General features: G+C 44.0%; 21 protein-coding genes. 15 read left to right on the top strand and 6 right to left on the bottom strand.

The features are described from left to right. Positions 1-11 precede the first annotated feature (11 nt). Positions 12-1,025 carry a 3-deoxy-7-phosphoheptulonate synthase gene (gene aroF / locus HF312_07420; GenBank protein MCU7520033.1) on the top strand — a complete coding sequence of 338 codons (1,014 nt, stop codon included), beginning with the start codon at positions 12-14 and terminating at the stop codon, positions 1,023-1,025. Between the two features lie 29 nt (positions 1,026-1,054). Beyond that, complete coding sequence (locus tag HF312_07415) at positions 1,055-2,125, top strand: prephenate dehydrogenase/arogenate dehydrogenase family protein (protein MCU7520032.1); 1,071 nt, start codon at positions 1,055-1,057, stop codon at positions 2,123-2,125. Between the two features lie 22 nt (positions 2,126-2,147). Here HF312_07415 and HF312_07410 read toward each other — a convergent pair whose 3' ends face one another. Next, positions 2,148-2,375 carry a hypothetical protein gene (locus HF312_07410; protein MCU7520031.1) on the bottom strand — a complete coding sequence of 76 codons (228 nt, stop codon included), beginning with the start codon at positions 2,373-2,375 and terminating at the stop codon, positions 2,148-2,150. 210 nt (positions 2,376-2,585) lie between these two features. Here HF312_07410 and HF312_07405 point away from each other — a divergent pair, with 210 nt between their 5' ends. The 13 genes from HF312_07405 to HF312_07345 all read left to right on the top strand — a co-directional run bounded on the left by HF312_07405 (position 2,586) and on the right by HF312_07345 (position 20,669). After that, a complete protein-coding gene (locus HF312_07405; GenBank protein ID MCU7520030.1) occupies positions 2,586-4,289 on the top strand; it encodes a hypothetical protein in 1,704 nt (567 codons plus the stop codon). 133 nt (positions 4,290-4,422) lie between these two features. Then, complete coding sequence (locus tag HF312_07400; protein ID MCU7520029.1) at positions 4,423-5,700, top strand: hypothetical protein; 1,278 nt, start codon at positions 4,423-4,425, stop codon at positions 5,698-5,700. Then, positions 5,700-8,579 (top strand): tetratricopeptide repeat protein, encoded by a 2,880-nt coding sequence (locus HF312_07395; protein MCU7520028.1) that lies wholly within the window; start codon positions 5,700-5,702, stop codon positions 8,577-8,579. The genes HF312_07400 and HF312_07395 overlap by 1 nt, the downstream gene beginning before the upstream one ends. A gap of 160 nt (positions 8,580-8,739) precedes the next feature. Next, positions 8,740-8,931 (top strand): hypothetical protein, encoded by a 192-nt coding sequence (locus HF312_07390; GenBank protein ID MCU7520027.1) that lies wholly within the window; start codon positions 8,740-8,742, stop codon positions 8,929-8,931. Positions 8,932-8,984: 53 nt separating this feature from the next. Continuing rightward, the gene (locus HF312_07385; GenBank protein MCU7520026.1) at positions 8,985-9,188 is read left to right on the top strand and encodes a hypothetical protein; all 204 of its coding nucleotides are present in this window, start codon (positions 8,985-8,987) and stop codon (positions 9,186-9,188) included. Positions 9,189-9,441: 253 nt separating this feature from the next. Continuing rightward, positions 9,442-11,562: a GWxTD domain-containing protein gene (locus HF312_07380; GenBank protein ID MCU7520025.1), complete on the top strand. Its 2,121-nt coding sequence runs from the start codon at positions 9,442-9,444 to the stop codon at positions 11,560-11,562. A 172-nt stretch (positions 11,563-11,734) separates the two neighbouring features. Beyond that, positions 11,735-12,364, top strand: coding sequence for a tetratricopeptide repeat protein (locus HF312_07375; GenBank protein MCU7520024.1), 630 nt, complete (start codon positions 11,735-11,737; stop codon positions 12,362-12,364). A 269-nt stretch (positions 12,365-12,633) separates the two neighbouring features. Beyond that, entirely contained in the window at positions 12,634-14,238 is a 1,605-nt protein-coding gene (locus HF312_07370) for a PAS domain S-box protein (protein MCU7520023.1), read from the top strand. A 193-nt stretch (positions 14,239-14,431) separates the two neighbouring features. Next, positions 14,432-15,886, top strand: coding sequence for a TIGR00159 family protein (locus tag HF312_07365; GenBank protein MCU7520022.1), 1,455 nt, complete (start codon positions 14,432-14,434; stop codon positions 15,884-15,886). Positions 15,887-15,995: 109 nt separating this feature from the next. Further along, positions 15,996-17,246 (top strand): hypothetical protein, encoded by a 1,251-nt coding sequence (locus HF312_07360; protein ID MCU7520021.1) that lies wholly within the window; start codon positions 15,996-15,998, stop codon positions 17,244-17,246. A 5-nt stretch (positions 17,247-17,251) separates the two neighbouring features. Then, on the top strand, positions 17,252-18,310 hold the full coding sequence (locus tag HF312_07355) for a hypothetical protein (protein MCU7520020.1): 1,059 nt from the start codon (positions 17,252-17,254) through the stop codon (positions 18,308-18,310). A gap of 165 nt (positions 18,311-18,475) precedes the next feature. After that, complete coding sequence (locus tag HF312_07350) at positions 18,476-19,411, top strand: ATP-binding cassette domain-containing protein (GenBank protein MCU7520019.1); 936 nt, start codon at positions 18,476-18,478, stop codon at positions 19,409-19,411. Further along, entirely contained in the window at positions 19,401-20,669 is a 1,269-nt protein-coding gene (locus HF312_07345; protein ID MCU7520018.1) for an ABC transporter permease, read from the top strand. Before HF312_07350 ends, HF312_07345 begins: the two co-directional genes overlap by 11 nt. A 54-nt stretch (positions 20,670-20,723) precedes the next feature. On the opposite strand, the gene HF312_07340 is transcribed toward HF312_07345, so the two are convergent. The 5 genes from HF312_07340 to HF312_07320 form a co-directional block, all read right to left on the bottom strand. Then, the gene (locus HF312_07340) at positions 20,724-21,485 is read right to left on the bottom strand and encodes a DUF2071 domain-containing protein (protein ID MCU7520017.1); all 762 of its coding nucleotides are present in this window, start codon (positions 21,483-21,485) and stop codon (positions 20,724-20,726) included. 181 nt (positions 21,486-21,666) lie between these two features. Beyond that, positions 21,667-22,887, bottom strand: coding sequence for an ABC transporter permease (locus tag HF312_07335; protein ID MCU7520016.1), 1,221 nt, complete (start codon positions 22,885-22,887; stop codon positions 21,667-21,669). Continuing rightward, complete coding sequence (locus HF312_07330; protein ID MCU7520015.1) at positions 22,884-24,092, bottom strand: ABC transporter permease; 1,209 nt, start codon at positions 24,090-24,092, stop codon at positions 22,884-22,886. Before HF312_07330 ends, HF312_07335 begins: the two co-directional genes overlap by 4 nt. 23 nt (positions 24,093-24,115) lie before the next feature. Further along, positions 24,116-25,096, bottom strand: a complete 981-nt coding sequence (locus HF312_07325) for an HlyD family efflux transporter periplasmic adaptor subunit (GenBank protein ID MCU7520014.1) — start codon at positions 25,094-25,096, stop codon at positions 24,116-24,118. Next, positions 25,093-26,568 carry a TolC family protein gene (locus tag HF312_07320; protein ID MCU7520013.1) on the bottom strand — a complete coding sequence of 492 codons (1,476 nt, stop codon included), beginning with the start codon at positions 26,566-26,568 and terminating at the stop codon, positions 25,093-25,095. Before HF312_07320 ends, HF312_07325 begins: the two co-directional genes overlap by 4 nt. Positions 26,569-26,644 lie beyond the last annotated feature (76 nt).

Raw genomic sequence — 26,644 nt, 5'->3', positions numbered from 1 at the left:
TGGAGTTAGCCGTGGTAGTAGTCTTAGAAAAAAATGTAACAGAACAGCAAATTGAAGAGATCATCAGGCACCTGGTGGATTTTGGTTTTGATGTTCATAAATCAACGGGTATTGAGCAGATTGTGCTCGGTGCAATAGGCGTAAAACCCGATTTTGACGTAAGAAAAGTAAAGGTCCTTGACGGGGTTCATGAAGTATATAGAATTACTGAGCCATTCAAGCTTGCAAGCCGGAGCTTTAAGAAGGAAAATACGGTCATAGACGTAAAAGGGGTAAAGATCGGGGGCAATGAAATAGTGGTTATGGCAGGCCCCTGTTCGGTTGAAAACGAGGACCAGATATTCAGCCTTGCTGAGACTGTGGCAAAGCATGGCGGCAAGATCTTAAGAGGCGGCGCCTTTAAGCCGAGGACTTCCCCGTATTCATTCCAGGGGCTGGGTGAAGATGGCCTGAAGATGATGAGGAAGGCGGCAGACAAGAATAACCTCCTGGTTGTAACAGAAGTAATGCAGATCGAACAGATAGCTTTAATTGAGGAGTACGCAGATATTCTTCAGGTTGGTGCCCGCAACATGCAGAACTATCCTTTCTTAAAGGAGCTTGGAAAATCCACAAAGCCTATCATGTTAAAAAGAGGGCTTGCCGCAACTATAGAAGAATGGATGATGTCTGCCGAATACATACTTGCCAACGGAAACAGGGATGTGATCCTTTGCGAAAGGGGAATAAGGACATTTGAGACATACACCAGGAACACGTTTGACCTTTCAGCAATTCCCGTTGTGCATAAAAAGAGCCATCTGCCTGTAATTGCAGACCCCTCGCATGCAACGGGCTACAGGGACCAGGTAATTCCTATGGCCAGGGCAGCAGTTGCCGCCGGGGCTGATGCAATTATGGTGGAAATACATAACAATCCTGAAAAAGCCCTTTCAGACGGACCTCAGTCCTTATACCCAGAGCAGTATGAAAGGATGATGCTGGAGCTCAAGGCAATTGCGCAGGCAATAGGAAGAACCATATAATTTAACAACTTTTTAGAAGCGGTAGAAAACTGGAAATTTCAATAATAGGACTCGGTTTAATCGGGGGATCCATCGCTAAATCCCTTAGGAAAAGCGCTGAAGATTTTTCTATCAGCGCCTGGGACCGTGATGAGGTCTTAGAGAAAGCTTTGGAAGAAAAAGTAATAGATGCGAAACTTAAGTCTCCGGAAGAGGCCATAAAAAGTGAAGTTATCTTTCTCTGCCTTCCTGTTGATGAGTCGCTGAAGGCTTTTGAAGCTCTTGCCCCAGGGCTTAATGAAGGCACACTTATTACCGACGTATGCGGTGTAAAAGGGAAGTTTGAGGACTCCTGGAAATCCCTTAAGAGCAAAGGTACATACATTGGCGGGCACCCGATGACGGGTAAGGAAAAAGGGGGTTTTCAGAATTCCGATCCACTGCTTTTTGAAAATGCCGTCTATATTGTATCTGCCTCAGGTAAGGAAAGTCCTTATATAAATAAATTTCTTGGAATACTTTCCATTCTGGGAGCCAGGCCGGTTTATCTGGATCCATATGTGCACGACAAGGTTGTTGCCAGCGTAAGCCATCTGCCGCAGCTTTTATCTGTGGCGCTGGTAAATACTGTAGCCAGGAATTCAGACGGGGTGAACAACCTCGATTTTGCTGCCGGGGGCTTCCGCGACATGACGCGCATCGCTTCAAGCAGTTTTAACATATGGAAAGATGTTATCAGGTTTAACAAGCGTGAGATAATATCCGCACTTGAGCTTTTTATTGGCGAAGTAAGCAGCATGAAAGATGAGATAAGCCGCGGGAACCCGGAGGCTCTCGAAGCTTTGTTTAATTCATCACGTGAAAGCAGGGAAAGGATACCCAAGGTCAACAAGGGGTTCATTACCCCCTTATTTTATATTTCCGTATTTATTAAAGATGAACCGGGCTCAATAAGCCGGATTTCTTCGGCATTATTCCAGGAGTCAATTAATATTAAGGATATAGAACTGCTTAAGTTTCGCGAGGGGACCGGGGGAACATTCCAGATAGCCTTTGAATCCGAGTCTGAAAGCATCAGGGCGGCAGAAATTCTTGAACGTGCCGGACTTGATGTATATTGATCCCTTTCCTCTATCCTGGTATCTAGTACTTGTAATAGATGAGTTTATTAATTGTTTCAAAGCAGAGGTCAGGGTACTCCTCTAAAAGCATGGCCATTGCTGCCTGAGTTGAAACATCCATTGATTTTAGCTGACGGTATTTTGCTATAATCTGGTATTCCCTGACCTTTTTCTTGTTCAAGAGGCCTTCTTTGCTTAAAAGTTCGAAAATATCTTTGCTGATCAGATCTTCTAATGGGTTAATTGTCATTTTTTATCCTGATTTCCGGAATTAATATTTAATTTCTAAAAGATTATCGACGATTTTCATTTATATTACAATGAAATTGAGGGTATTAATTTGGGGATAAGCTGACTTGCCTTCAGTAAGCGGGACTATGAAAGTTTAAGATGAAGGTTTACGTTGACAAGAGTCACTTAATTGATACAAATCATTCTTTATCTTATTTTAGAGACAATTATGAGCTGGATTCTTAATAGCTTTTCACGTCAGAGAGTTAAATTCCAAATAAATATTAGTTTTTTCCTGCTGCTGGCAGTACCCTTTGTTTATATAAATTCAGCAGAAAATGTCTTTATACGTGTAAACCAGGTGGGATTTCTGCCCGGGGATATAAAGACCGCAGCCGTAATGTCGGAGGGCGATATTAAAGGGCGTGAGTTTTTGATTTATTCAGTCCGGGGTAAAGATGCTGTTTATAAAGGGTATTTGAATAATGGCCTGAAAGGGGAAGGGAAATTCCGGAACATTTATGGAATAGATTTTTCAGATTTTAGAACCCCTGGTGAATACATGATCAAATGCGGCAGTGCAGCGTCACTGCCGTTTTCAATCGGAAGAAACGTTTATAACGGAATAGCAGATTCACTTCTACTGTTCTTTAAGGTCCAAAGATGCGGTTATACCGATCCTTTTCTGCACGGGGTGTGTCATATAGCCGATGCAACAAGACTGGTCTCGGGCAGCCTGATGTCGGGAGTGTCTCCATTGTCAGGGACTCAGGATGTTACAGGGGGATGGCACGATGCGGGGGATTACGTCAAGTTCTTTAACACGACGGCTTTTTCCACGTATATGCTGCTTTTTTCATATGAATTTGATCCTGTAATGTTCGGTTTTGACGGCAATAGTAACGGTGTTCCCGATATACTGGAAGAAGCAAAAGTCGGGCTGGACTGGCTTTTAAGGTCGCACCTGTCAAACGGCAAATTTATCATTCAGGTACAGGATTTAAGGGATCACGAGCAGGGCTGGAGGATGCCGGAAGAGGACAAACTGACTTTTGACCGCCCGGCATTTATTGGTGGCGGGAAGAATACAATTGGAATATACAGCGCCGTTATGGCACTGGCCTCAAGGATATGGAAAGAAAAGCTGCACTATGATGAGTTTGCAGATAAGTGTCTTGCGGAGGCTTTAAGGAGCTACAAAATGGCTTCCGGAATGCCGGAAGTTGATAAAAGCGGGACCGGGATGTACCTGGATTCAAAATCGCGGGGCAAGATGGCCTTAGGTGCTCTTGAGCTCTTTGAGGCCACAAAGGATGAAAGATACCTCAAAGAGGCGGTCAGTTATGCAAATGAGGCCAAATCGGATTACTGGTGGAGCTATGGTGATATTAACTCTCTTGCAGATTATAAAATTGCAAAATACGAGCCTGTGGTAAAAGATTATTTATTTTATAACCTGAAGAACTTTAATGATTTAAAAAATAAGAGTATTTTTGGGCAGGCGGCTTCAGACAGCTGGGGTTCAAATAATGCCCTTATGGGGGCGGGGCTGCAGGCAATTCTGTGGCGGCGCCTTACGGGTAAGAGTGATTTTGATTCCTTAATGATATTTCAGCGTGATTACATGCTTGGGAAAAATCAGTGGGGAATCAGTTTTATATATAACATCGGGAAAGTTTTCTCAAGGAATTTCCACTCCCAGGTGGGGTATTTAAGGAAAGGCTATCTTCCGGGCGCTGTAGCAGCAGGGCCCATAAGCAGGAAAAAGCTGGAGGGTTATAAAATTAAAACAAACGAAAAGGATCCATTTAAAGAGTTTCAGACAGAAAGCTCGGTCTACCAGGATATGAGAGAGGATTATGTGACAAATGAGCCATCAATTTCAACTAATGCCACAGCATTATTTTTGATCGGTTACTTTGCCGGGAAGTAGTGTTTTAAAATGACACAGTTAAAAAATGTTTCTCAATTTGAGCCAATGACAATGGTATCATGAGGTATTATATTAGGAAATAGTGACCATTTAACGGCATAAAATTTGCATAATATTAAAAAACGAGCGACATATGAAAAGAAACATACAATTAGTACAAACCGGGTTACCCCTTATTGATCAGGCCTGGGGTGGATTTTACAAAGGGGGGACATATTTACTTGTAGGCCCGAAGAAGTCCGGGCGTACGCTTTTAGGCCTGCAGTATGCAATGCAGTCGGCAAGGCAGAAGGAAGTGTGCCTGTATTTTACGAACATGAGGCCGAAGGACCTGATGATACATGCAGCATCCATAGATTTTGACATTCAGACTTATATGAATCAGAATCTTATTGTTGTTGTACGTGTAACCCCGCCGGCTGATTTGTATGACCTGCGTGACCCGGATGAATATTTAATTGAGTACTTAAAGGATATAGTTACGGTTGTAGAGCAGTTTGCTCCGAAGAGAATAATATTTGATGAGCTTACGCCATATATCGGTTTCAGCAATCTGAACCTTTTAAGGGAGTCGTTCCTTGAGACGCTTGAGAACATAGAGCAGAGGGACGTAACAAGCCTTTTTACAATAGGCGAGCCTGCAACGCCGGTTGCCCAGTCGATTGTAGACGAACTGGTTCAGCACGTTACGGCTACAATTTATCTCCAGAAGAAGATTATTCCGGGCGAGAACAAGTCGCAGAGCGGGAAGATGACAATTACGCCAAACATAGGGCACACCGAAGGGCAGTTTACGGCAAATTATTCAATTGAGCCTTACAAGGGAATAGTAACGGATTTCAAGCCCGCATGGCCGCAGGCAGAGTTTTCTCCTGCTCCGCAGGCAGAACTAAAGCCGGCTGCAGAAGGCCGCTACCAGTCGCTTTCAAATTTTGAAACATACCAGGAGCCCTACACCTTTTCAAATTTTTATGAGTATAACGATTTTCTGCTTCTTCTGAACAACCAGATTGCATTATACAAGAGTACAGGGCAGGTATTCTCTCTCATATCGTTTAAGCTTGACGCCCAGGCCGAGCGTGAGAGGCTTCTTACGATAAATCAGCTCCAGAACGCCGTGCGTCTTGCTACGGACAAGAAAGACAAGATCTGCGTCTACGAGAATAAAGTTATCGTACTTCTTATTAGGAGTGATAAAAAAAGCCTGTCCGGGCTTGTAGCAAAGATTCAGGCCAATTTCCCATCGGGCGATCCAAACTATATGAAAGCTGTACAGCAGTACATTTCAGTTCTTTCAGTTGAAATTGACGAAAGTGTTGAAAATGCTGAAGCAATAATGAAGTTCGTGCTTGGTGAAGAGTTCAGGAGTGATAAAAATAACGATTCATTTAACAGGTATAACCCGAACTGATGAAAAAAATCCTTATTCTTGCATTTTTTCTGTTTTCAGCCTTCACTGCCTTATCAGCTCAAACCGGGCAGACGGCCTTAAGGTCGGAAGCAATGAAGCAGATTCAGGCCGGGAACTTCGGCGAGGCAATTGATCTTCTTAATAAATACATAGCTGCATACCCGCATTTGTCCGACGGATTAAACTTAAGAGGCTTCTGCTTCGAGAAAAGAGGGCAGTACGGCGATGCGGTTCTGGATTACAAGCGCGCCCTCATGATCAGCCCCAACAACTCCGAAATCAAAAAGAATCTTGCGCGCGCCGAGAACGTGTGGAATTCCTTATTATACAGGAAGATAGAAGGTCACAAAAGGGAAATTGCCATAAACCCGCAGAACCCTGTAAACTATCTGGAAATAGGGAAGTGCATGAAAAACCTGGGGCGCTGGGATGATGCTGAGACCTGGTACGACCACTTCCTCTCGCGCACGGAAGCCTCAGCCGATGAGATCATCAGATACAGCGAGATACTTTCCCATAATAACCACATTCAAAAAGGGGAGAAGATACTCAAAACCTACACCGAAAAATATCCCGGTGACCAGAGGCTCTGGAGCCGCTACGGATTCTTTACGATGTGGCTGGGTAAGTTTAAGATAGCAATTAAAGCCTTTGAAAATGCGCTTGAAATAAAACCCTTCTTTAAGGAAGCACAGGACGGCCTGGACCAGGCAAAGGGAAAAGCCTATATATTTGAATGGACAGATACCACCGCCAGACATAAAGCAAAAGCCAAGGTCAAGGAATACCCGGTTGACAGATACTACAGAATGGTTAGGAAAAAGCCCTCGGATGAAAAGACGAGATATCTGCTCATCGATGAGCTTGTGAAAGTTAAAAGGTATGAAGAGGCTTACCAGCAGCTTCAGGTTTTATCCAAGTCTCACAGCGACGACCAAAAATTCCAGGCGCTTTACGACAGTGTTATAACGATAAGAGAAGCGCTTATAAAAAACAGGGTTGAGGACTATAAAGCCCGCCTGGAGAAGAACCCAAAAGACAAGGAAGCCGCACTTGCCCTGGCAGAGAGCTTAAGCGGTCTTTTTGACTATGACGGCGCGGTAAAGGTGCTTGAAGATTATCTTGCGCAGACGGGAAACTCGGAGAGCCCGGATGCCAGGTTCAGAATTGCAAGATATGCCGGGTGGAACAGGGACTTCGGAAGATCCTTAGAGCAGGTTAATTTTCTTTTGGGAAAAGATCCGGACAACCTGGACTATCAGCTCCTGAGAGCGCAGCTGGCAGTATGGACGAGCCAGGACTATGACATAGCAGAAAAGCTTCTTTTGAATGTTGTACAGAAACAGCCGGAAAACATAGACGCGCTTCTTGCATTCGGTACTTTAAGGACTAACCAGGGGAACTTTGAAGATGCAAAAAAATATCTGGAACTGGCCCGCGGCGTAGATTCCACGAGTAAGTACGTTGAACAGCTGGAGACCTATCTTGCTGCCGAGATTTCGAGAGCCGAGGAAAGAAAGATTTTTGAGATACTTGAAGAGGGAAGAAAGATACTGGTTGAGTCGCACGACTGCGAGCAGGCTCTTCTGAAATACGATGAGTACTATTCCAAGGCTAATGTAAACCGCCTCTTCCTCCTGGAATACGCTGAGGTTTATGCATGCGTTAAAAACTATCCGAAGGCAATTGAACTCTATAACCAGGCACTGAACGAGGAGTACAGTTTTGAAGGTGCATACGGAAGGGCAAAGGCTTACCTGTGGGGAAAAGATTCCGTTAATGCTTTGATTGAATTCAAGAAACTTGCCGCGGAGGCTCCGGACAACTTTGAAGTAAATATGCTCCTTGGCGACTCCTACCAGGCAATGCATCAGTATGATGAGGCAAGGGAAGTATACGACAGCCTGATGGAAAAGTTTACTGATTCGGCACAGGTAGCGCTCATTCAGCCAAGATACTCCTGGATTCCTGTTTCGGGGTTCAGCTCTTTTATGTCATCTTTCCCCAACTATATAGGTCTGGCGCCTCAGTTTAACTATTATTCCGATAACCAGAATCTGAGCTTCCAGAACTCCGGCGGAAGGCTTGAGTTCGGGCTTACTAACTATATTTCTGCAGGCGTAACATTTATGAGAGGAACCCTGAGCTCCAAGACCGCCTCGAGAAATTATACCACCCTGGAGGGTAATTTGTACCTCAGGCTGTCGAAGTATTTGATACTCGCGGGCGGCTACGGCAATATGACCTACAGGGGTACGCGCAATATGCGGATTTCAAACGCAAGCCTTGTATACAGCAGGGAAGGAAAAGAAAATAAGGTTAACCTTAATGCAAACTATTTAAGGACAGATGCCGGGATAATACTCTTTTCAACACGCCTCATAGACTACAGGAGCGAGAGGATAGACAGGATAATGGCCAACATGTACAGGTTTAACGGAAGCTTCCAGAACAAGCATGGGCTGAAGCTCTCAGGTATCTTCAGTTATCTTACGCTTGATGACGGAAACGCGGGAAACGACCTGCAGCTGAGGCTCGGGAAGGCTTTTGATGATGATATAACGGCGGGTTATGAATATGCCTATTCGAACTATTCATGGAAATCCAACTTTTACTACTCACCCCGGAATTTCGAATCTCACAGCCTCTGGGGAGAGTGGATGCTTGAGAAGAGTGATGACCTGGAGCTTACACTTGGGGCAAAACTGGGCTACGTTCCGGCAAACGATTTTCTGGTGAGGGAGATTTCGGGTACTGCCAATTACAAAATATTCAAGTCGCTGAGCCTCATGGGCAAAGTTACAGCAGGAGGTACTTACCGTTACGATGCCGCATATAATTTCTTATCGGGGTCCATATCGGCCTTCTGGACCCTATGATTTATTAAAAAGCGAAGAAAAAGTTTTTATAAAAGCCGGCTTTCAAAAAGGCCGGCTTTTTCATTTTCAGGACCAACTGTAATATTTCCGGAATTCTGCTATATTATATTATTATACGAATCAATTTGAGCCGCTTACTCTCTTTAAGGAGGATTCACAAGTGGAAGATACAACGAGAAATAAATTTTTCTGGACCTGGCTTTCGTGCATAATTATTGGGATTGTTCTGATATTGAGCATCTTCTTTATGGAAGAAAGGCACAACAGCGCCCGGCCTTCAACCCAGGGGACTACACAGACAAACCCGCAAAGTATACAGAAACCTGACTCGGTAGGGCAGATAAGTAAGTAATATTTTGGGAGGCTGCGAAAAGAATAACTCAATTAACATCGGGACCTTGAAATATGAAACCAATATGGTTTTTTGTAGGACTTCTTTTAACAGCATTGGGGCTGATCATTATTGCTGTGGGAGTTTACTACATTTTTAACCCCGGGCTTAACAGGACTGTACTGGCAGGCCTTCATCCCAATCTCTGGTGGGGAGGTATAATGCTGATAGCAGGAATACTGTTTATTATGACGAACAAGAATAAGGTGATCCGGTAGCTTGCGGCAAAAAGGGAAGTCCCACAGCAGCATTCCGCTCAGGCAAAGACTAAAGTAACAACACTTTTTCTTAAGCCCGTAAGCGCCAGGGGAATCGCATTTTATCTAAAAGAGCAGTCTGCCGGGTTACGGTGCCGCTGCAGATAACCTTCCGGTTAAAGTTATCCAATTCTGTATTGCTTGTCATTAATGAAAAAGTAAGTTATAATTGATAATTATGTTTCTTATTGTGCTTATTTATCAAAAGTATGAGATGGGACATCTTTTCAGAAATATAATAATTCTGCTTTTCCTCTTCATTACAGCCTCAGCGCAGAGCCCGCCTGAAGCGTCGAACACATATTACCTGAGCGGATTGGAATTTCTTAAGAAGCATAACACCGATGAAGCCGAGGATATGTTTAAGAAGTCTATCCGGAAATTCTCCGATGCCCCTTCCATGTTTGAGCTTGCGAAGCTCTACCGCGATAAAAATACTATCTCCGGGCGCGACCGTGCACGGGAACTGGTACAGAAGGCCATCTGGAAAGACCCTAAAAAAATTGACTACAGAATGCTGCAGGCAAGCCTCGCCGAAAAGTTCGGACTTTCAATGGCATTCGGCAGATACGAGGAGATAACGGAAATTGACAGCACGTGTGCAAAGGCCTGGTTTAATATGGGGAAGATAAAAGAGGCTGATTTTAACGAATATCATAATTCAGTTTTCATGGAGGACTACTCAAGTCCGCTTTTAAGCTATGAGAGGTTTGCCATAGAAGATATGCAGGAAGCTGAAGGCTACTTTAAGAAAGCTTTGCGCTTTGATCCCAAAAACCAGGAGGCGAGGCTTCATATGGCATTTCTTTACGAAGATGCAAACATGCTGGATAAAGCCACCCCGCTTCTGCAGGAAATGAGCCGGATAGATTCCATGAATAAGGATGCTCATTTATATCTGGGGCTCATTTACTACAAGACTTCAAACATAAGAAAGTCATATGAAGAATATAAAAAAGCCTTAAGGCTGATGTCTTATGATGAGGAGATTGATTTTACATTTAACTCTGTAAAGGAGCTTTTAGAACCCCTGCTTGGTGATGAGTACAAGAAGTATACAAAAGACGAACTTAAGGAGATAATAGATCTTTACTGGAAGGTTAACGACCCGTTAAACCTGACTGAGTATAATGAAAGGCTGCTGGAGCATTATTCACGCGTAGCCTATTCAAATCTCCGTTTTACAAGCAAGACCGACAGTACCCCGGGCTGGAAGACTGACAAGGGGGAAGTGGTGATGCGCTACGGCGAGCCTGTTCACAGGATCCGCTACAGGCCGCAGCTTCTTGGCGGGGAAAGGATGTCGATTAAAGTTAAGACTGACGTCTGGGATTATAACGGCCTGACATTCGGTTTTACAGATGAATACATGTCGGGCAACTACCGTTTCAGTGTGCCAATACCGGGAAGCAGGTTCATACCGCAGTATCCGGGTGATTCACAAAGGCTGATGGAGTACTTAAGGAAAGTGAAGTATGAGGATTATAAGCCGAAGTATGACGGCCCGGCCTTTAGCATGCCTTACTACATTGCGCAGTTTAAGAACATGGGAAGTAAGAAAACCGATATCTATGTAAGCTACGCTATGAGCTTTCCCGACAGCATAGTTAAAAATAAGAAATTCACCAGTTCGCACAATTACGGCATTTTCTTCACGGATAAAAACTACGAATCCCGTTTCCAGAAAAAGAGCAGTGTAGGTGAGATGTCTGAAAAGAGCAAAATCAGGGTGCCGTTGTCTGATGAGTACTATGTCCACACTGTTTCCGTTACAGTTTCGCCCGACTCCGGAATTCTTGCCTTTGAGGTCTTAAGAAGTATAGATAACGGGGTTGCCTCAAGCCATAATCGTTTTAAGATAAGGGAATTCCGTGATGGTGAATTTTCCGTAAGTGACCTTCTGCTGGCCTCAGATGCAGGTGCAGGCAATTTGGAAAATGCTCCCATAAAAAGAAAGAAAATAGGGATACTCCCGAATCCTCTAAACACCTTTACTAAGTCGCAGAGCCTGTACCTTTATTATGAAATTTACAATCTGATTATGAGCAAGGAGCACAAGACGGATTTTGAGCAGAAGATCACTATTGTAAAAGCAGAGGAGGAGTCGGGGCTAAAAAAGATATTTCATGCAATAACGGGGATCTTTGGTCTAAAGGGTTCAAAAGAGGAAGTCTCGCTTACTTCAAGGTATCAGACAGAGGAGAAAGATCCGCAGATGTACATACAGCTGGATATGAGCGAATATGAGGCGGGGGATTACATTATAGGAATTGTCATAAAAGACAATCTGAGCCAAAAAGAATCCAGGGCAGAAACCTTACTTCACTGGTGGTAAGAGAATTTAAGGCCTTTGATGCACGTCACTTAAGGTAAAATAATGATAAAAAAAATTTTGAAAGAATTTTAGTTTATTTGATTCTTATATCCCTTTTTAGTATCAATACCTTAGAGGCTCACCTAAACCCGCAAATTCAAAAAACTGATCCGATTTTAAAGGCAAAGCAATTATGATTTTATTAATCCTGATTTTTTTCGTGCTCCAGCAGCCGGTTATCTTTTCACAGTCAGCCAGACAACTCCTGGAAAAGGGGAGCACCCTGGCAGAAAAAGGTGAACTGCAAAAAGCAGTTAAATATTTCTCAAGATCAATTGAGATGGATTCCACGGTTTTTGAGGCCTATTTGGGCCGCGGTGACTCAAGAAGGATGCTTGAAGACTTCGAGGGTGCAATCTCAGACTACAGCAGGGCAATACTTTTAGACGGCAGTGACTACAGGGGATTCTTCAAAAGGGCAATTACAAGCTGTCTTAAAAAAGATTACGCGGCTGCATTAAAGGATTACGACAGTGCAGTAAGATTAAGTCCGGAAAACGAGCGCCTGCTCTTTGGGCGCGGATGCACGAAGTACCTGAAAAAGGATTATGATGGGGCTATTTCAGATTTTACGGAAGCCCTTCGCTTAAACGATGAGAATGAACTTACGGCATTCAGCCGCGGGGCTGCCAGGGAGGATATGGGGGACATAACAGGTGCCATTGAAGATTACAGGCTGGCTGAAAGAATAAACCCGGAGGTTAAGAGCATGGAATATTTTATCCGGAGAGCGGAAGATAGGATGAAACCCGCAAAAAAATAGCGGGGAGGAATATAATTGTAAATTTAAAAACCGCGTTCAGCGGTTTTTTTTTGAGTTTTCAAATCACCGGAGAGCCCATTCAAAGATTGCCCGCCATAAAAGCAGTGTGCCAAAATGTGATAGCGGACACCGGTTTTTATCAATATGAGACATTAGAGGGGAGTAAAAACTGGAGAAATGTGCTCTAAATCACCAAAACTGCAATAAAAAACTTTGGCACTCAATTTGGATTTCATTTAGTCCAATTAAATATTACAAATGGTGGAGAAATGTTTAGAGATACTTTTCACGAAAACAGGATACTTGACACTTTAGTTTTTCCAATTCTGGACTCCAGCGAAATCGGAATCTGCATTATAGGTAAAAACGGCATCATTCAGGAAATTAATGACGCTTTCCTAAAGCTCTTCGGTTTTTCGCGCAGTGAGGTGGTTAATAAACATTTCTCGACGGTAATTATGGAAGAGAACAAGGAATATTCTCTTAAGCAGCACGAGGACTTCATGGAAAACGGTTACTTTGATAAAAGAGAAGTCCTCTTGAGGAAAAAAAGCGGAAAGTTTTTCTTTTCACAGGTTACCGACCTTAAGATCAATGATGAAGCAGGCAATCTCTACAGGACCACTTCATTTCTGGATGTTACCGAGAAAAAGCACAATGAGCTGGTTAAGATGATACTGGGCAAGCTTCCTGTTGAAGCTGAACCGGCTGACACTTTTGAATCGATGTTCAGGATAGTACATGCTTCCACCGAGCAGCTTATGCCAGCCTGCAATTTTTATGCGGCTCTTTATGACGAAGGTTCTGAGGCTGTCAGCTATTTATACAAAGCAAATGAGCTTTTTGACGGCGAGGATGAAAATAACAATACACAGGTTTACGACCAGCTTGTGCGCAGGATTATGCAGGCAGGCGGACCAGTTCTTCTGAAGGGTGAGGCTTTAAGGTGCCTTTTTGATCAGAATACGCTTGACGAGGAGATAATTCCAAGGGTGGTTCTGGGTTCGGTGCTTAAAATAAAGGGGGTAAATGCCGGCGTAATGCTCCTTCCAAACTTTGAAGACAAGGATGCTTTTACTGAAAGCCATCTTCCTATAATTGGCAGGCTTGCCGAGACTGTCTCAACAATAATGGAAAGAAGGAAATATGAGGAACAGCTGACAATTACGATGGAAAAAGCCGAAGAATCCAACAGAATGAAGACAGCTTTTCTGGCACAGATGTCTCATGAGATCAGGACTCCCATAAACACCATACTATCATTTACTTCACTGGTGAAGGAAAAATGTGAAGGAATACTTGAAGAAGAGTTAAAGGAGAGCTTCAACATAATTGAAAGCGGCGGAAGAAGACTTATAAGGACAATAGATATGATCTTAAACATGTCTCAGCTGCAGAGCGAGGGGATTGATACCAATCCGCAGGAGCTGGATCTTGCAGCGGATATAATTGCCCCGGTAATGAAGGATTTCTGTGCCTCTGCCAAGGCAAAGAACCTGAGTTTCTCATTCAACAACCAGCTGGTTGGAGAGAAGATCGTAGGCGACCAGAGCACCATTAAGCAGACATTTGAACAGCTCATTGATAACGCAATTAAATACACCAGAACAGGCAGGGTTGAAATTTCTCAGTACCATAATTCCATGGGTCGTGTCTGTGTATCGGTAAAAGACACCGGAATAGGAATTTCCAAAGAGTATTTGCCGAAGCTGTTTACCGCATTTTCGCAGGAAGAGATGGGCTATACAAGGAGATTTGAAGGCAACGGCCTGGGTCTGGCTATGGTGAAAAAATATATCGAGATGAACAACGCTTCTATAATGGTTGAAAGCGAAAAAGGGCAGGGTTCAACGTTTACAGTGGTATTTCCTTAAGTTAAACATAAAAGTGCAATACAAGGCGGGCCTTAGACAGCCCGCCTTTTTTATTTTTAAAGGTATTCATTTTAAGTGTGAATTCAGTTATTTTTGCAGATAACAATATTCTTTTTCAGCAAAAGAAACATTTTTCTGTAAAACTTAGTATAACGGGCGTTTAATAATTCTGTTTTGTTTTTCGAGGGTAGTCATGATTGATTCTGTTTTGGTATTTTTCAGCGATTTAATTAAAAATATTCGATTTGTAGACCTGCTTGATATAGGGATAGTTTCTTTTTTCTTATATACGTTTATTAACTGGTTCAGGAAAAGCGCCTCCAGGAGGCTTTTAATTGCAGTTACAATTTTTATTGTTGTTTACCTCCTGGCAAGGATACTGGGGCTTTACCTGACCGAGATGCTGATTAAGATAGTAATTGGCGTTATTCTGATTGCCGCAATTCTTCTTTTCCAGTCGGATATCCGCCGCCTGATAGACCTGATCGGGACCTGGGGAGGCCTGAGGGGTTCAAAAAGGACAGGGATACTTAACACCACTGTTGATACAATCATTTCCGCATGTTCAAAAATGGCTGAGAGGCGTACTGGTGCCCTTATTGCAATAAGGGGGCGTGAGATCTGGGATAACTGCATCAACGGCGGAATTGAGTTAGACGGGAAGCTGAGCCAGCCTCTCATATACAGCATATTCAACACCAAGTCTCCCGGCCACGACGGCGCCATTCTGGTGGAAGACAACAGAATCATCAAATTCGGGGCTCATTTAACGCTTTCAACAAACTTAAAGGAGCTCGGCGTTGGCGGAACGCGCCATGCTGCGGCACTCGGGCTTTCGGAAAAGTGCGACGCGCTTGTAATTGCCGTTTCTGAGGAAAGGGGTACAATCAGCGTGGCAGAAGACGGCACAATGACAGTTATGAGTTCCAGCAGCGAGCTGAAGGAGAGAATTGAGCGCTTCTGGGATAAGAACTACAGAAAAAAAGAAGAAACTATTTCCAGATGGTGGAAAAGCAAAAGCCTCCAGACAGCCATTGTCGCCCTGATGCTTTCGGTTACCTTCTGGGCTCTTTTTGCATATCAGTCGGATAAAGTCTACAGAAGCTATTCTGTGCCTATTGAGTTCCGTAATCTGAGGCCCGAACTGGCCCTGGAGGACCCGGTCCCTATGGAAGGGAGGATTACACTGTCCGGTTCAGAGCAGGCGTTCAGGCTTTTCAATCCCTCGAACCTCATAATTTCAATTGACATGGGGAGACTTGAAAAAGGTGAAAACGAGATTATGGTGGCCCGCGATAACCTGGAACTTCCCTCGGGCATAGACCTCTACAGGGTGGAGCCGAGAGTGCTTAAGATTAAGGCCGATGCAATGAAATTCATTCGTGTACCGGTAAAGGTGCAGACGATGGGAAAAGTTTCCGGGAACTCCAAATATATGAAGCTCTACGCCGATCCTGCATACGTAGTGCTGAGGGTACCGGCTAACAGCTACAGCATGCCAAGGTACGTTTCTACCGAACCAATCGATCTTTCAGAGGTAAGCGAATCATCTGCAATTCCAAGCAGGCTTATTCCGCCCAGGACAACGAGGCTTCTGCCTGAACAGAGCCCCGAAATAATGGTAAAGGTTCAGATCCCGGGAAAGTAAGATTCAGTTCCGGTAGATTTCACTTTGAGAGATACGCAATTTCTGTATTTAATTTTTGAAGTCTCTTTGATAATTTTAAGCTGCTTTTATTCAAAGAACGGAAAGATAATTGGCAGACCAGGTGAAAGTTTTTATTTTAACAGGAGAATATCAGGACCTTCAAAAAGGGAATACCCTGCATTACTGGGGCATTTCGGAAGAGGGAATGCCCGTGGAATTTGTAATAGATACCGTAAGGCCTGTATTCTTTATCAACAGGGACGACACATCCATAAGCTTGCCATTCCAATACACGAGAAGAGAAGTTAAACTAAAGTCATTTGACTTCAAAGACGTTGATGCCTTGTACTTCAGGACGCAGAGGGATCTGAAGGCGGCCTCAGAAAGCCTCCACTTGCAATACATAAAGACGTATGAATCTGACGTTGACCCTGTAAAGAGGTTCCTTATGGAGCGCTTCATTTACGCACAGCTTAAGCTTACTGGTGAAAGCATGAAGGCGGGAGGCATCCTTAGGTTCGTTAATCCCAAAGTGGAGCCCTGCGAGTTTGAACCGAAGTTTAAGATAGTTTCAATTGACATTGAAACGGGCATTAAAGACGGGCGCCTGTATTCAATTGCCGCTCATATAAGCGGCAGGGAGGGGGAAGAAAAAGTAGTTTTTATGCTTGGCGATGGTGCACCGGGAAAAGGAGAGCTAAGGCTATATAAGACTGAAAAAGACCTTCTGCAAAGTTTCTTATCCTGGTTTAAGTCGGCCGATCCCGATATCATAATAGGCTGGCATGTGATAGGTTTTGACCTGATGTTCCTTGAAAACAAAGCCAGGGAGCTTAGCCTGCCCTTTGACATTTCAAGGGGAGGGGGAAGGATAAGGCTCACGGAAAGGAAAATGGGGGGCTACTTTGCCTACATACCGGGAAGGGTGGTGCTTGACGGGCCTCCGACCTTAAGAAGCGCGTTTTATTCATTTGAAGACTTTAAGCTGGAGACCGTGGCGCAGGAGCTCCTGGGCAAGGGAAAGACAATTACGCCGGATGAGGATAAAATAGGTGAAATTGAGAGGTATTTCAGTGAGGACAAACATAAGCTTGCAGAATACAACCTGCAGGATGCAGTACTTGTAACCGAGATATTTTCAAAGACGGGTATGATTGATCTGTGCGTTACCAGGTCACAGATCTCGGGGCTTATGATGGACCAGCTCTCAAAAATGACACAGGCGTTTGACAACTTTTATCTTCCAAGACTCCACAGGGCGGGCTTTGTAGCGCCGGAGAGTAACGACATTAAGGCGCAGGAAAACCTTGCCGGGGGTTATGTTATTGACCCTAAGCCCCGGGCATTTATGACAACGTAATTGTAATGGACTATAAGAGCCTGTATCCTTCCATTATTGAGACCTTTAAGATAGATCCCTTGTCAATGATCATGTCTGAAGAAAACACAATTCTAACGCCGGGGGGATATAATTTTTCAAAGACAAAGAATATTCTGCCTGAGTATATCGGCTCTTTGATGCATAAGAGGACAAAGGCTAAAAGAAGCAGGAACAAACACCTGGCGCAGGCAATTAAGATTCTGATGAACAGCTTTTACGGAGTAATGGGAGCTTACAACTGCCGGTTCTTTCATCCTTATCTTCCGAACGCAATTACAAGCACGGGACAGTGGATTCTGCTTGAAAGCAAAAGGTTCTTTGAAGAAAAAGGTTACGAAATTGTTTACGGGGATACCGATTCACTCTTTGTAAAGCTTAAAAAAGGTGAGGGGCCTAAGGCAATCTCACTTGGCGAAGAGCTTGCCCTTGAGATAAACCTTTACTGGAAGGAGAGGATAGAAAAAGAATTTTCACTGGAATCGTTTCTTGAAATTGAATTTGAAAAACACTACAGCCGTTTTATTTTAACTCCTGCGCGCGGAGGGGAAATGGGAGCAAAGAAGCGCTATGCGGGTTTAATTCAATCTGATGACGGCAAACGAAGTCTTGAATTTACCGGGATGGAGATAGTGCGCTCTGACTGGACGCGTCTGGCAAAGGAGTTCCAGCAGGAGTTATACAGCCGCATTTTTAATGAGGAGGATGCGGGCGACTGGATAAGGAATTTTGTTGACGAGGTAAACCGTGGGGTTCACGATGAAAAGCTGGTTTACAGAAAAAGGCTGAGGAAAGACGTTGACCTTTATACAAAAAGCACACCTCCGCACGTAAAAGCCGCAAGGCTTACAAATACCACTTCAGGCATTATAAAGTATGTAATGACAAAACGAGGCCCCGTGCCGCTTGAGCTGGAGCATTGGGATTACGATTATCAGCATTACATTGATAAGCAGATTAAACCGATTGCCGACTCTGTACTGGGGCTCTTAGGGCAGTCTTTCGACACGCTTTTCAAGCCCCCGCAGCTAAACTTCTTCTCTTAAGCCTCCATAACATATCCGGGGCGGTGGCAGTCCCATCAAAAATGAAAATGGCTTTTAGGATTTCCACGTCTTTTTAGATCGCAAGCGAATAAAAAGCTTGTTTTTATTTGCAATAATATTTATTCTCACTGTGTCAGAATGTAAAAATATTCTTTAAGGGGGATTATGAACGCATTGGAAGTCCGGAATTTAAGTAAATCCTTTGGCGAACTGCGTGCGGTAGATGACGTATCGTTTATCGTCCCGGAGGGCTCGGTCTTTGGCCTCATAGGCCGGAACGGCGCCGGGAAAACGACCACAATAAGAATGATGATGAATATTTATCTGCCGGACACGGGTGAGGTGCTTCTTCAGGGGGAGAAAATTGGGAGTGACTTTAAGAACAAGGTAGGATACCTGCCTGAGGAAAGAGGGCTCTATAAGAAGATGAAGGTACTGGAGACCCTCCTTTATTTTGCAGAAATAAAGGGAAAGTCGGGCAGCGCAGTTGAAAAAAAGGCGCTTGAGTACCTTGGGAAATTCCAGCTTTTGGACAGGAAGAATTCCAAAATTGAAGACCTTTCAAAAGGCAACCAGCAGAAAATTCAGTTTATAACCACAATACTCCACGATCCCGATTTTGTAATACTGGATGAGCCTTTCTCGGGGCTTGATCCGGTTAATACTAACACGCTAAAAGAGATAATTCTTGAAATGAAAAACAGGGGGAAGGTAATCATACTTTCAACACACCTGATGGATTTTGCTGAGAAGATGTGCGACCACCTGGCAATGATCGAAAAGGGGAAGATCATACTGAAAGGGTCCATGAATGACATAAAGGCCCACTACGCCCAAAGAAACGTAAGTATAAACTATGACGGGAGCCTGGCTTTCTTAAAAGACAATCCTATTGTTGAAAGAATAGAGGACTTTGGAAACAGCGCGGGAATCAGGCTTAAAGACGCAAAGGATTCCAAAAAACTCTTAAAGACACTGGTGGAAAATGAGGTTACAATAACCAAGTATGCCTTAAATGAGATCTCGCTTCATGAGATATTCATTGAAATTGCGGGTAACAGAGCCGAGGGAATTGAATTGGAGGAATCATATGTTAAATAAAAAAACTCTTGCCGTAATGAAAAGGGAATTAAGGGAAAAGCTTTTTTCCAGGTCCTTCATACTCATGACGCTGCTTATTCCGCTCTTCATGTTCGGCATCCTGGCACTTCAGACGTATTTTGTTTCTTTTTCGGGGGAGGGAAAGGTTAATCTCCGGGTAATTTCTGCATCTGAAGATATAACTGAAAAAGTAAGATCTGAATTTGAGCAGGAGGACTTTGTAAAGGATAAGTCCTATACCATTGAGTTCGGGACCCTGGAAAAAGGAAAGCTTTCTGAGTATCTGGATAAAGCAAGGCAGGAAATAGTTGATGAAAAGCTGACAGGTGTTGTATATATTCCTTCGGAATCCTTAAAGGAGAAAAAGGTGGAATACTATTCAAAGACACCAAATAACCCGAAAGTTCAGGAGAAAATAAAACCTGCAATCAACAAAGCCCTTTCATCCATTTACTTTACCGGCAAGGGATTTACGTCCGGCGACATAAAATTTGCAAGCGACAACGTAGGCTTTAACGGCTTCAAGGTATCCAAAGAAAGCAGGATTGAAGAGGCGGGTTACGGAAACCAGATACTCTCGTTTTTGTTCTCTTTTCTCCTATACTTCAGCCTTCTTTTTACGGGGTCAATTATGCTGAGGTCTGTTGTGCAGGAAAAGAACAACAGGATAGTAGAGGTACTGTTGTCCTCGGTTGAAAGCCGTGAGCTAATGATGGGAAAGATACTGGGCAGTTCAGTTACAGCCCTGCTGCAGATGGCAATCTGGCTTTCCCCCATCATGGTGCTGATTTCAACAACGTGGTTTGTGCTTCCGCCCGAGCTTATTTTATCCATAAACCCCATGCAGCTGCTTTACTTTTTAGTTAACTACTTTGTGGGCCTGGTAATTTATATGGGGCTTTTTGCCGCCGTGGGCGCCATTTTCGACAACGAGCAGGATGCTCAGTCGGGTATGTGGCCCATAATGATGCTGATCATGATACCATTTTTTATCGCCTTATCGATGCAGACAAATCCCGGAAGTCCGCTTGTGAAAGCCTCGTCCTTAATTCCCTTTGCCTCAATTATTGTAATGCCTTCAAGGATGGCGATGACGGATGTGCCGCTCTGGGAGGTTTTGATCTCTTTTGGACTGAATATACTGATGCTGGTGCTTGTTATACTGCTGGCAGGCAAGATATACAGGGTCGGGATACTTATGACGGGAAAGAAGCCCAAATGGTCTGAAGTTGTGCAGTGGTTAAGGTATAAGTACTAGAAATTGAAAAGCGGCTCCAGGGCCGCTTTTTTTGTGTAATTATTAGGCCTATCCTCAGAATATCACCTTATCCAGCGTATAGACTTCCACATCAACGCCTGTTGAATAGACCTGGTGGTCTGCCGGGCGGCCTTCTAGCTCAAAGCCGTTAAGGGCAAGGAGGTTTAAGTCATATTCCGGAACTTCAGCCCTATAGATGGGGTAAGGCCTGTGGTGGACACGGCCCGAATAAAGCTGTCCAGTCTCCTTATCCTTTGAGAAAATGAGGTAGCGCTCAATTAAAAAGAAGTCCAGAGTCTTGCTTTCAGCGAAAAATTCTTCTCCTGAATATTTATAGCGGAAAGTTGAGCGGGGTACAGCAACGTCATCTTCTTTTCTCCGGCAGGAGAATGTAATTCCTTCAATTCCCTGGTGGGCCTCGATTTCAGAGGTATGATAGGGGAGGTGGAAGAATATATTGGCTGCCTCGACGGCCAGCGCCTGGCTTGTATCAAGCGAGTAGAACCAGATGCCCGGGTTCCCCTCGTTGTCGAAAACGTAAGTTCTGACGTTAACCTCAGGGAAGTCAGAGATTGCGGGAATGCCGGGCGTAAAGATGGGGCGGGCGTCCTGGACAAAAAACGGCGTCAGGCCCAGATAAGCCCTTCCTTCAAATGTATCGGTGTGGAGCATTTCAGGAAATGTAAGCTGGATAATTTCAGGATCAACCTCCCAGTGCAGGAACAGGAGGTCGCGCCACTTCTGGTACATAATGGCAATGCGGTCAATGGGCTTTTCCCTTAAGGCAAGTCTTCCTCTTAATGACGGGTGTTTCATATTTTAAGAGACAATTGTTTATAAATCAGTTAAGCGTTATATAAAATAATATAGCTCTGAGGGGATAAAAGCAATTGTGAAAGCATGGGGGTAAAAAAAGGAAGCAGTGTACCATCCACTGCTTCCCCGGGTCTTGTGAGAAAAAAGACGCATGATGCCGCACACGTCTTCATCCTTGGGACTAGCTAAGAAGTAATTCCGCTCCGGTTTTTGAAGCCTCAGTGCTGGCGGAATTTGCGATTTCTTTTCTTATCAAAAGTTTCATCCTGAGCGCCGTAATCAGGAATCCTGCAAGAGCAAGCGCCAAAAGGTGAATCAGTTCAGGCATTACGTCCTGCCAGCCTGCGCCCATCTGGATTATCCTGTTAAATGCGTTAAGGTACGGCGTACTGGGAAGAAAATTTGCTATCACTCTGACAAAAGCAGGCATTGCCTGAACGGGCCACGGATATCCCGACATTAGAAACACCGGGTAGGATGTAAAGGCCACAACCTGAAGAGAAATTATCTTTCTTTTGAAGAATGAGGAAATCAGTATAGCAAGGCAGACAACTGCAAAGAGGAATACTGCCGTCATTGCAATTGCGGCACTTACGCTTCCCAAAAAGCTGATCTTAAAAATTGAAAAGTGCAGCGTATAGAAAAGCAGCGCGTAGGAAGCATACAGCATGAAATAAAATGCTCCCTTGCCCGAAATGGTGCCCGGGATGCTTCTTTTTGCCGTATTGTAAAGGTTTATTAGTGACCCCTCTTCTCTTTCCTTGGCTACACTTTCAGAAAGCCCGATTAAGAGCGTCTGCTGGAGAATAAGAACCAGGAGTCCAGGTATAAGAAAATCGCCGTAGCTTTCTGTAGGGTTAAACAGCGGCTTTACTTCACCTTTCAGGGGCTCTGAAATCTCCATCGCCTGCTGAAAACTAAAACCCTGAGTCTGGAAATATCTTATTTTTACGCCGGCCGAAACGGTTCCTGTTACCTCGTTGATCGCCTTATTCATATCGTTTGAAACAAGAAAGCGCGATGTATTAAGAAATATTTTTAAGTCCGCTCCCTGTCCGGATAATAGGGAGTTTTCAAAGCCCTTGGGGATATATATAGCTCCCTGGGCTTCCAGCCTGTAGATGCGGTCTACAGCCGAGGAATAATCGGGCAGACTTTCAGAGACCTTTAGCAGCTGATGGGCATCCAGGTTCCTTATTAGAGTCTCCGAAGTGTGCGACCTGTCCATGTCCACCACAACAACCGGGACCTCTTTTTCAGTCTTATTGGTGTATATTGAAGTATAGAAAAAAGCATAGAATATGGGGGACAAAAGTATAATTGTAATCAGGTCCATATCCTTTATGATAAAGTGTGCTTCTCTTTTTAGGACAGCAATAAAGCCTATTAGTTTTTCTTTCATTTTACTTCCTCCACAACCGGTTCCTCATTACTTAAGACGCTGTTAACCCTGAAGCGCAGTACGATAAAAGAGGCTGCCAGGGAGATTACGAGGAATATGGAAAGCCTGAAAAATTCCGGTGCCACATACTTTATCGGAGTTCCCATCTGGTAAATCTTCAAGAATCCACTTAAAAAGTGCGTAAAGGGGATCAGCTGCGCAAAATAGTTATGAAGTGCCGGCATGCCCCACAATGGGAATGTAAAGCCGCTGAAGATGAATGCCGGGGTGTTGATGAAAAGAGCCACTTCAGTTGCAAAGAGCTGCTCGTGGAATGAGCATGAAAGAAGAAAGCCCAAAAAGAAAGAAGTCAGGATAAAGTATTCAATGAAGGCCAGGCTAAGTGTCACCGACCCGCTTATTTCAATTGAAAACATGGGAAATATGATTCCGATAATTCCAAGTGCCGTTACGGTATGCAGCACAAGGTGGGGAAGAGCCTTGCCCAGAATAATTGTAAATATATTGCTCCCTGAAATACGGACAAGCTCCCCGAAAGTGTTATGCGTAAACTCACTGCTTATGATAAGCACTGCAGAGATCATAATAATCATCTGGAACATTGCCGTAAGGAGCCCGGGTATGAGGTACTGAAGGTAGTTGTATTCCGGGTTATAGAGTGACTGAGTTTCAATCCTTATCGGATTTATGACGTTCATTGCCTGAGTTTCCGAAAGCCCTTTTGAGCGGAGTTTCTTAAGCAGTGCTCCTCCGGATACTGTTCTGGCAATAGTCATCCCGTCCTTATAGATCATGTTGCCGACTATAAGGCTTGAGGTATTCTTAAAAATCACCATTGAGGATCCTGTGCCTCTTTTGATGTCGCGCTCCATGTTCTCCGGGAAATAGAACGCCCCCTGAATGTGCCCTTTTAGGAATTCAGTTTTCAGCTCATCTAAAGAGTTAACATGTTCTATAACTGCCATTGAACTTGAAGCATCAACTGAGCGCGAGAGCATTCTGGAAAGCGTGCTGTTATCGGCATCGTAGACTGCAACAGGAAGATCCCTCACAACGCCATTTTTATAGATAAGGGCTACCAGGAGAAAAAGAATAACAGGCAGGACTACAGAAAGCAGGTAAATTGTTTTTCTTTCTGTAATCCTGTTAATTTCTCTTAAGAGGATTTTAAGTAAAGGTGAACCTGTGCTATTTATATCTTTCATATTACTTCTTCTTATATACAGGTTCACATAATAATGTTTACGGTCATTCCGGGCCTCAGGTCTTTAACTTGGGATTTGCTCCTCAGGCGGATTTCAAAAGTCTTAAGGTCGAATTCCCCTTTCTGGTTTGTAGGTTTCCAGGTGGCAAATTCAGCCATAGGGGAAATGTATGACACCTCAAACTGGAGTTTCCGGTTGCCCAGGGCGGGCACTTTGCCGTAGAATACAGAACCTTTTTTAATTGAGCTCATTTTATCTTCTCTTACCTGAAGCACCACCCACGTATCGCTCGGGTCCATTACGGTAAAGAGGGGATAGCCTGAGGCAATAATTTCTCCGGGGTTCGTAATCTTCTTGCTCAGTTCACCGGTAATGGGGCTTACGAGGTTTAATTCCTCATGGTATGCCTGGGCTTCGTTATAAGTATTCTGTGCCTGGAAGTAAAGTGCCTCGGCGCCTGATATCTCTTCAAGGCGGGCTCCTTTATTAACCATGTCGAGTCTTGCCTTTGCTGCTTCCATCTGTTCTTTTGCAGCCTTAAACTGGAATTCCGACTGGTCTTTTTCCTGTGCCGATATCACGCCGTCGCGGAAAAGCGATTGGATCCTGGTCCAGGTTTTATTTGCAAGCTCATACTGTGCTTTTGCCTGGAAGTAGAGCCTTTCGGCGGCCTGTTTTTCCTCCGGGCGGGCTCCGTTATGAGCCATCTGGACCTTGCTTTTGGCAGCGTCCACGAGGCCGCGGGCCTGTCCCAGCTTTGCATCCATCTCCTTGCTTTCAAGTCTGGCAAGAATCTGTCCTTTATGGACCATATCTCCCTCGGAAACGAAGACGGTGTCGACCCTGCCCGGGATTTTTGAGGCAACGTCCACCTGAGTTGATTCAACGATACCGGTTATTATATTTTCTTCTTTATTTACTGAGTTTGCTACCAGAACTGAAACTGCAATAATTGCAATTACTGCCGGAATAATCAGAACTATGCTTGACTTATTAAATTTCACTTTTTATTCTCCTTTGACCATACTGATAAAATCTTTTGCGGTTCTCCCGTTACAACGTATAAATCTGTAAGGGACTTGTAATAATCATAAAGCGAAAGAAGGCTTTCGACCTGGTTTTTCTCCAGCGAGAGCTGGGCGTCAATTACTTCGAGTGAAGTTCCCATACCCGACTGGAAGCGCTTGTCGTTTAAGCGGAGGTTTTCCAAGGCAAGGCTAAGGGTTGTCTTCAGCTTCTCATATCGCGTCTTGGCGTTTATCATATCCCTGAAGGATTTATTTACCCACAGGTCTATCTTTCTTTTTGCATCGGCTTCAACATAATTTACCTCGCGTTCCATATGGACGGCGTTCTGAAGCTTTGAGTAGTCCTTAAGCCCGTTAAAGAGGTTGAACTTCAGCTGAAGTCCCACAGCCCATCTGGGCTCCAGGCTTGAAAGGTACTGCGGAAGCATTTCGTATTTTCCGAATGCCGCAACAGTAGGAAGGAAGTTTGCGCGTTCTGCCGTATATTTATCGGAAGCGGCTTCTTTCTTCAGTTCAATGAGCTTAAGTATAGGCTGGTTGCTTCTTGCCTGTTCGAGGTAATTTTCAAGTGAGGCGGGTGCATCATTATAAACCAGTGTATCTGAAAGCGTAAAATTGGAAGATTCATCCTGTCCCATTGTATTGAGCAGGGAGATTCTTGCCAGCTCAAGCTTGTTTTCATCGTCCGTTAAATTTCTTTCAGCCTCAGCCTCAGCAACCTGGGCTCTCAGAAGGTTGTAGTTTGCAATGAGCCCTTCGTTAAAAAGCTTTTCTGCATTATCCTTATGTTTCCTTATTCCATTCAGCACATTCTGTCTTGTTTTTACAATGTTGTTCATCAGAATGACGCTGAGGTAATTGTTTACAGCTTCCTGAACGACTTCGTTCTGCACTTTCTCAAGTTCAATTAAGGCAGAAGACTTTTCCTCGCTGGCGAATTTTTTTGCCGCCGTCAGCTTGCCGCCCGTAAAAAGGGGCTGAACAGCCAGAAGTGTAGCGGTCTTAAAGTCCTGCTTCTTGAAAGTTTCCTCGAAAGGGGGAATAACGCTATTAAGCTGCGAATAGTACTGTGAGTAAAGGCCTGCCTTCTGCTGATCGTTTAACGGCTGTCCCTGAAGAGTTTTATAGATATTAGCCATTTCAGTCTGATTTTTAGACTGCAGTGTCATAATCACGTCTCTGATCGGTCCAAGATCAATATTCATCGGGTCATTCAAGTGATTATAGCTCGTTTCAAAGTTAACAGAAGGGAGGAAGTTTCCCCATGCTTCCAGGTCCTGAAATCTCTTCTGTGTGAATTTTTCCTCGTACTGTTTTATTTTTTCATTATTCCTAAGAGAAATCTCAACAGCATCGCTTAATGAAAGTGACTGTCCGGATGCCGTTTGGGGCAATGCCGCCAGAGGCAGAAGGAGAGTCAGCAACACATTTTTAATTTTCTTAACCATCAATAGTAACCTGTATTATTGTATAATGAATCAGGATTCAATAATAAAGCAAAAAAATTTAACTAAGGCTTCAGCC

The organism is Ignavibacteria bacterium (assembly GCA_025612375.1).
In the GTDB taxonomy this organism is placed as follows: Bacteria; Bacteroidota; Ignavibacteria; order Ignavibacteriales; family SURF-24; genus JAAXKN01.
This window is presented reverse-complemented; position numbering and strand designations above follow the sequence as displayed.

Bases quoted from the DNA above. Each gene is read 5' to 3' on its own strand.
- HF312_07350 (MCU7520019.1), top strand. From the start codon at position 18,476: ATGAACGCATTGGAAGTCCGGAATTTAAGTAAATCCTTTGGCGAACTG.
- HF312_07410 (MCU7520031.1), bottom strand. From the start codon at position 2,375: ATGACAATTAACCCATTAGAAGATCTGATCAGCAAAGATATTTTCGAA.
- HF312_07335 (MCU7520016.1), bottom strand. From the start codon at position 22,887: ATGAAAGAAAAACTAATAGGCTTTATTGCTGTCCTAAAAAGAGAAGCA.
- HF312_07405 (MCU7520030.1), top strand. From the start codon at position 2,586: ATGAGCTGGATTCTTAATAGCTTTTCACGTCAGAGAGTTAAATTCCAA.
- HF312_07370 (MCU7520023.1), top strand. From the start codon at position 12,634: ATGTTTAGAGATACTTTTCACGAAAACAGGATACTTGACACTTTAGTT.
- HF312_07375 (MCU7520024.1), top strand. From the start codon at position 11,735: ATGATTTTATTAATCCTGATTTTTTTCGTGCTCCAGCAGCCGGTTATC.
- HF312_07340 (MCU7520017.1), bottom strand. From the start codon at position 21,485: ATGAAACACCCGTCATTAAGAGGAAGACTTGCCTTAAGGGAAAAGCCC.
- HF312_07385 (MCU7520026.1), top strand. From the start codon at position 8,985: ATGAAACCAATATGGTTTTTTGTAGGACTTCTTTTAACAGCATTGGGG.
- HF312_07355 (MCU7520020.1), top strand. From the start codon at position 17,252: ATGGACTATAAGAGCCTGTATCCTTCCATTATTGAGACCTTTAAGATA.
- HF312_07400 (MCU7520029.1), top strand. From the start codon at position 4,423: ATGAAAAGAAACATACAATTAGTACAAACCGGGTTACCCCTTATTGAT.
- HF312_07320 (MCU7520013.1), bottom strand. From the start codon at position 26,568: ATGGTTAAGAAAATTAAAAATGTGTTGCTGACTCTCCTTCTGCCTCTG.
- HF312_07365 (MCU7520022.1), top strand. From the start codon at position 14,432: ATGATTGATTCTGTTTTGGTATTTTTCAGCGATTTAATTAAAAATATT.
- HF312_07345 (MCU7520018.1), top strand. From the start codon at position 19,401: ATGTTAAATAAAAAAACTCTTGCCGTAATGAAAAGGGAATTAAGGGAA.
- HF312_07330 (MCU7520015.1), bottom strand. From the start codon at position 24,092: ATGAAAGATATAAATAGCACAGGTTCACCTTTACTTAAAATCCTCTTA.
- HF312_07395 (MCU7520028.1), top strand. From the start codon at position 5,700: ATGAAAAAAATCCTTATTCTTGCATTTTTTCTGTTTTCAGCCTTCACT.
- HF312_07380 (MCU7520025.1), top strand. From the start codon at position 9,442: ATGGGACATCTTTTCAGAAATATAATAATTCTGCTTTTCCTCTTCATT.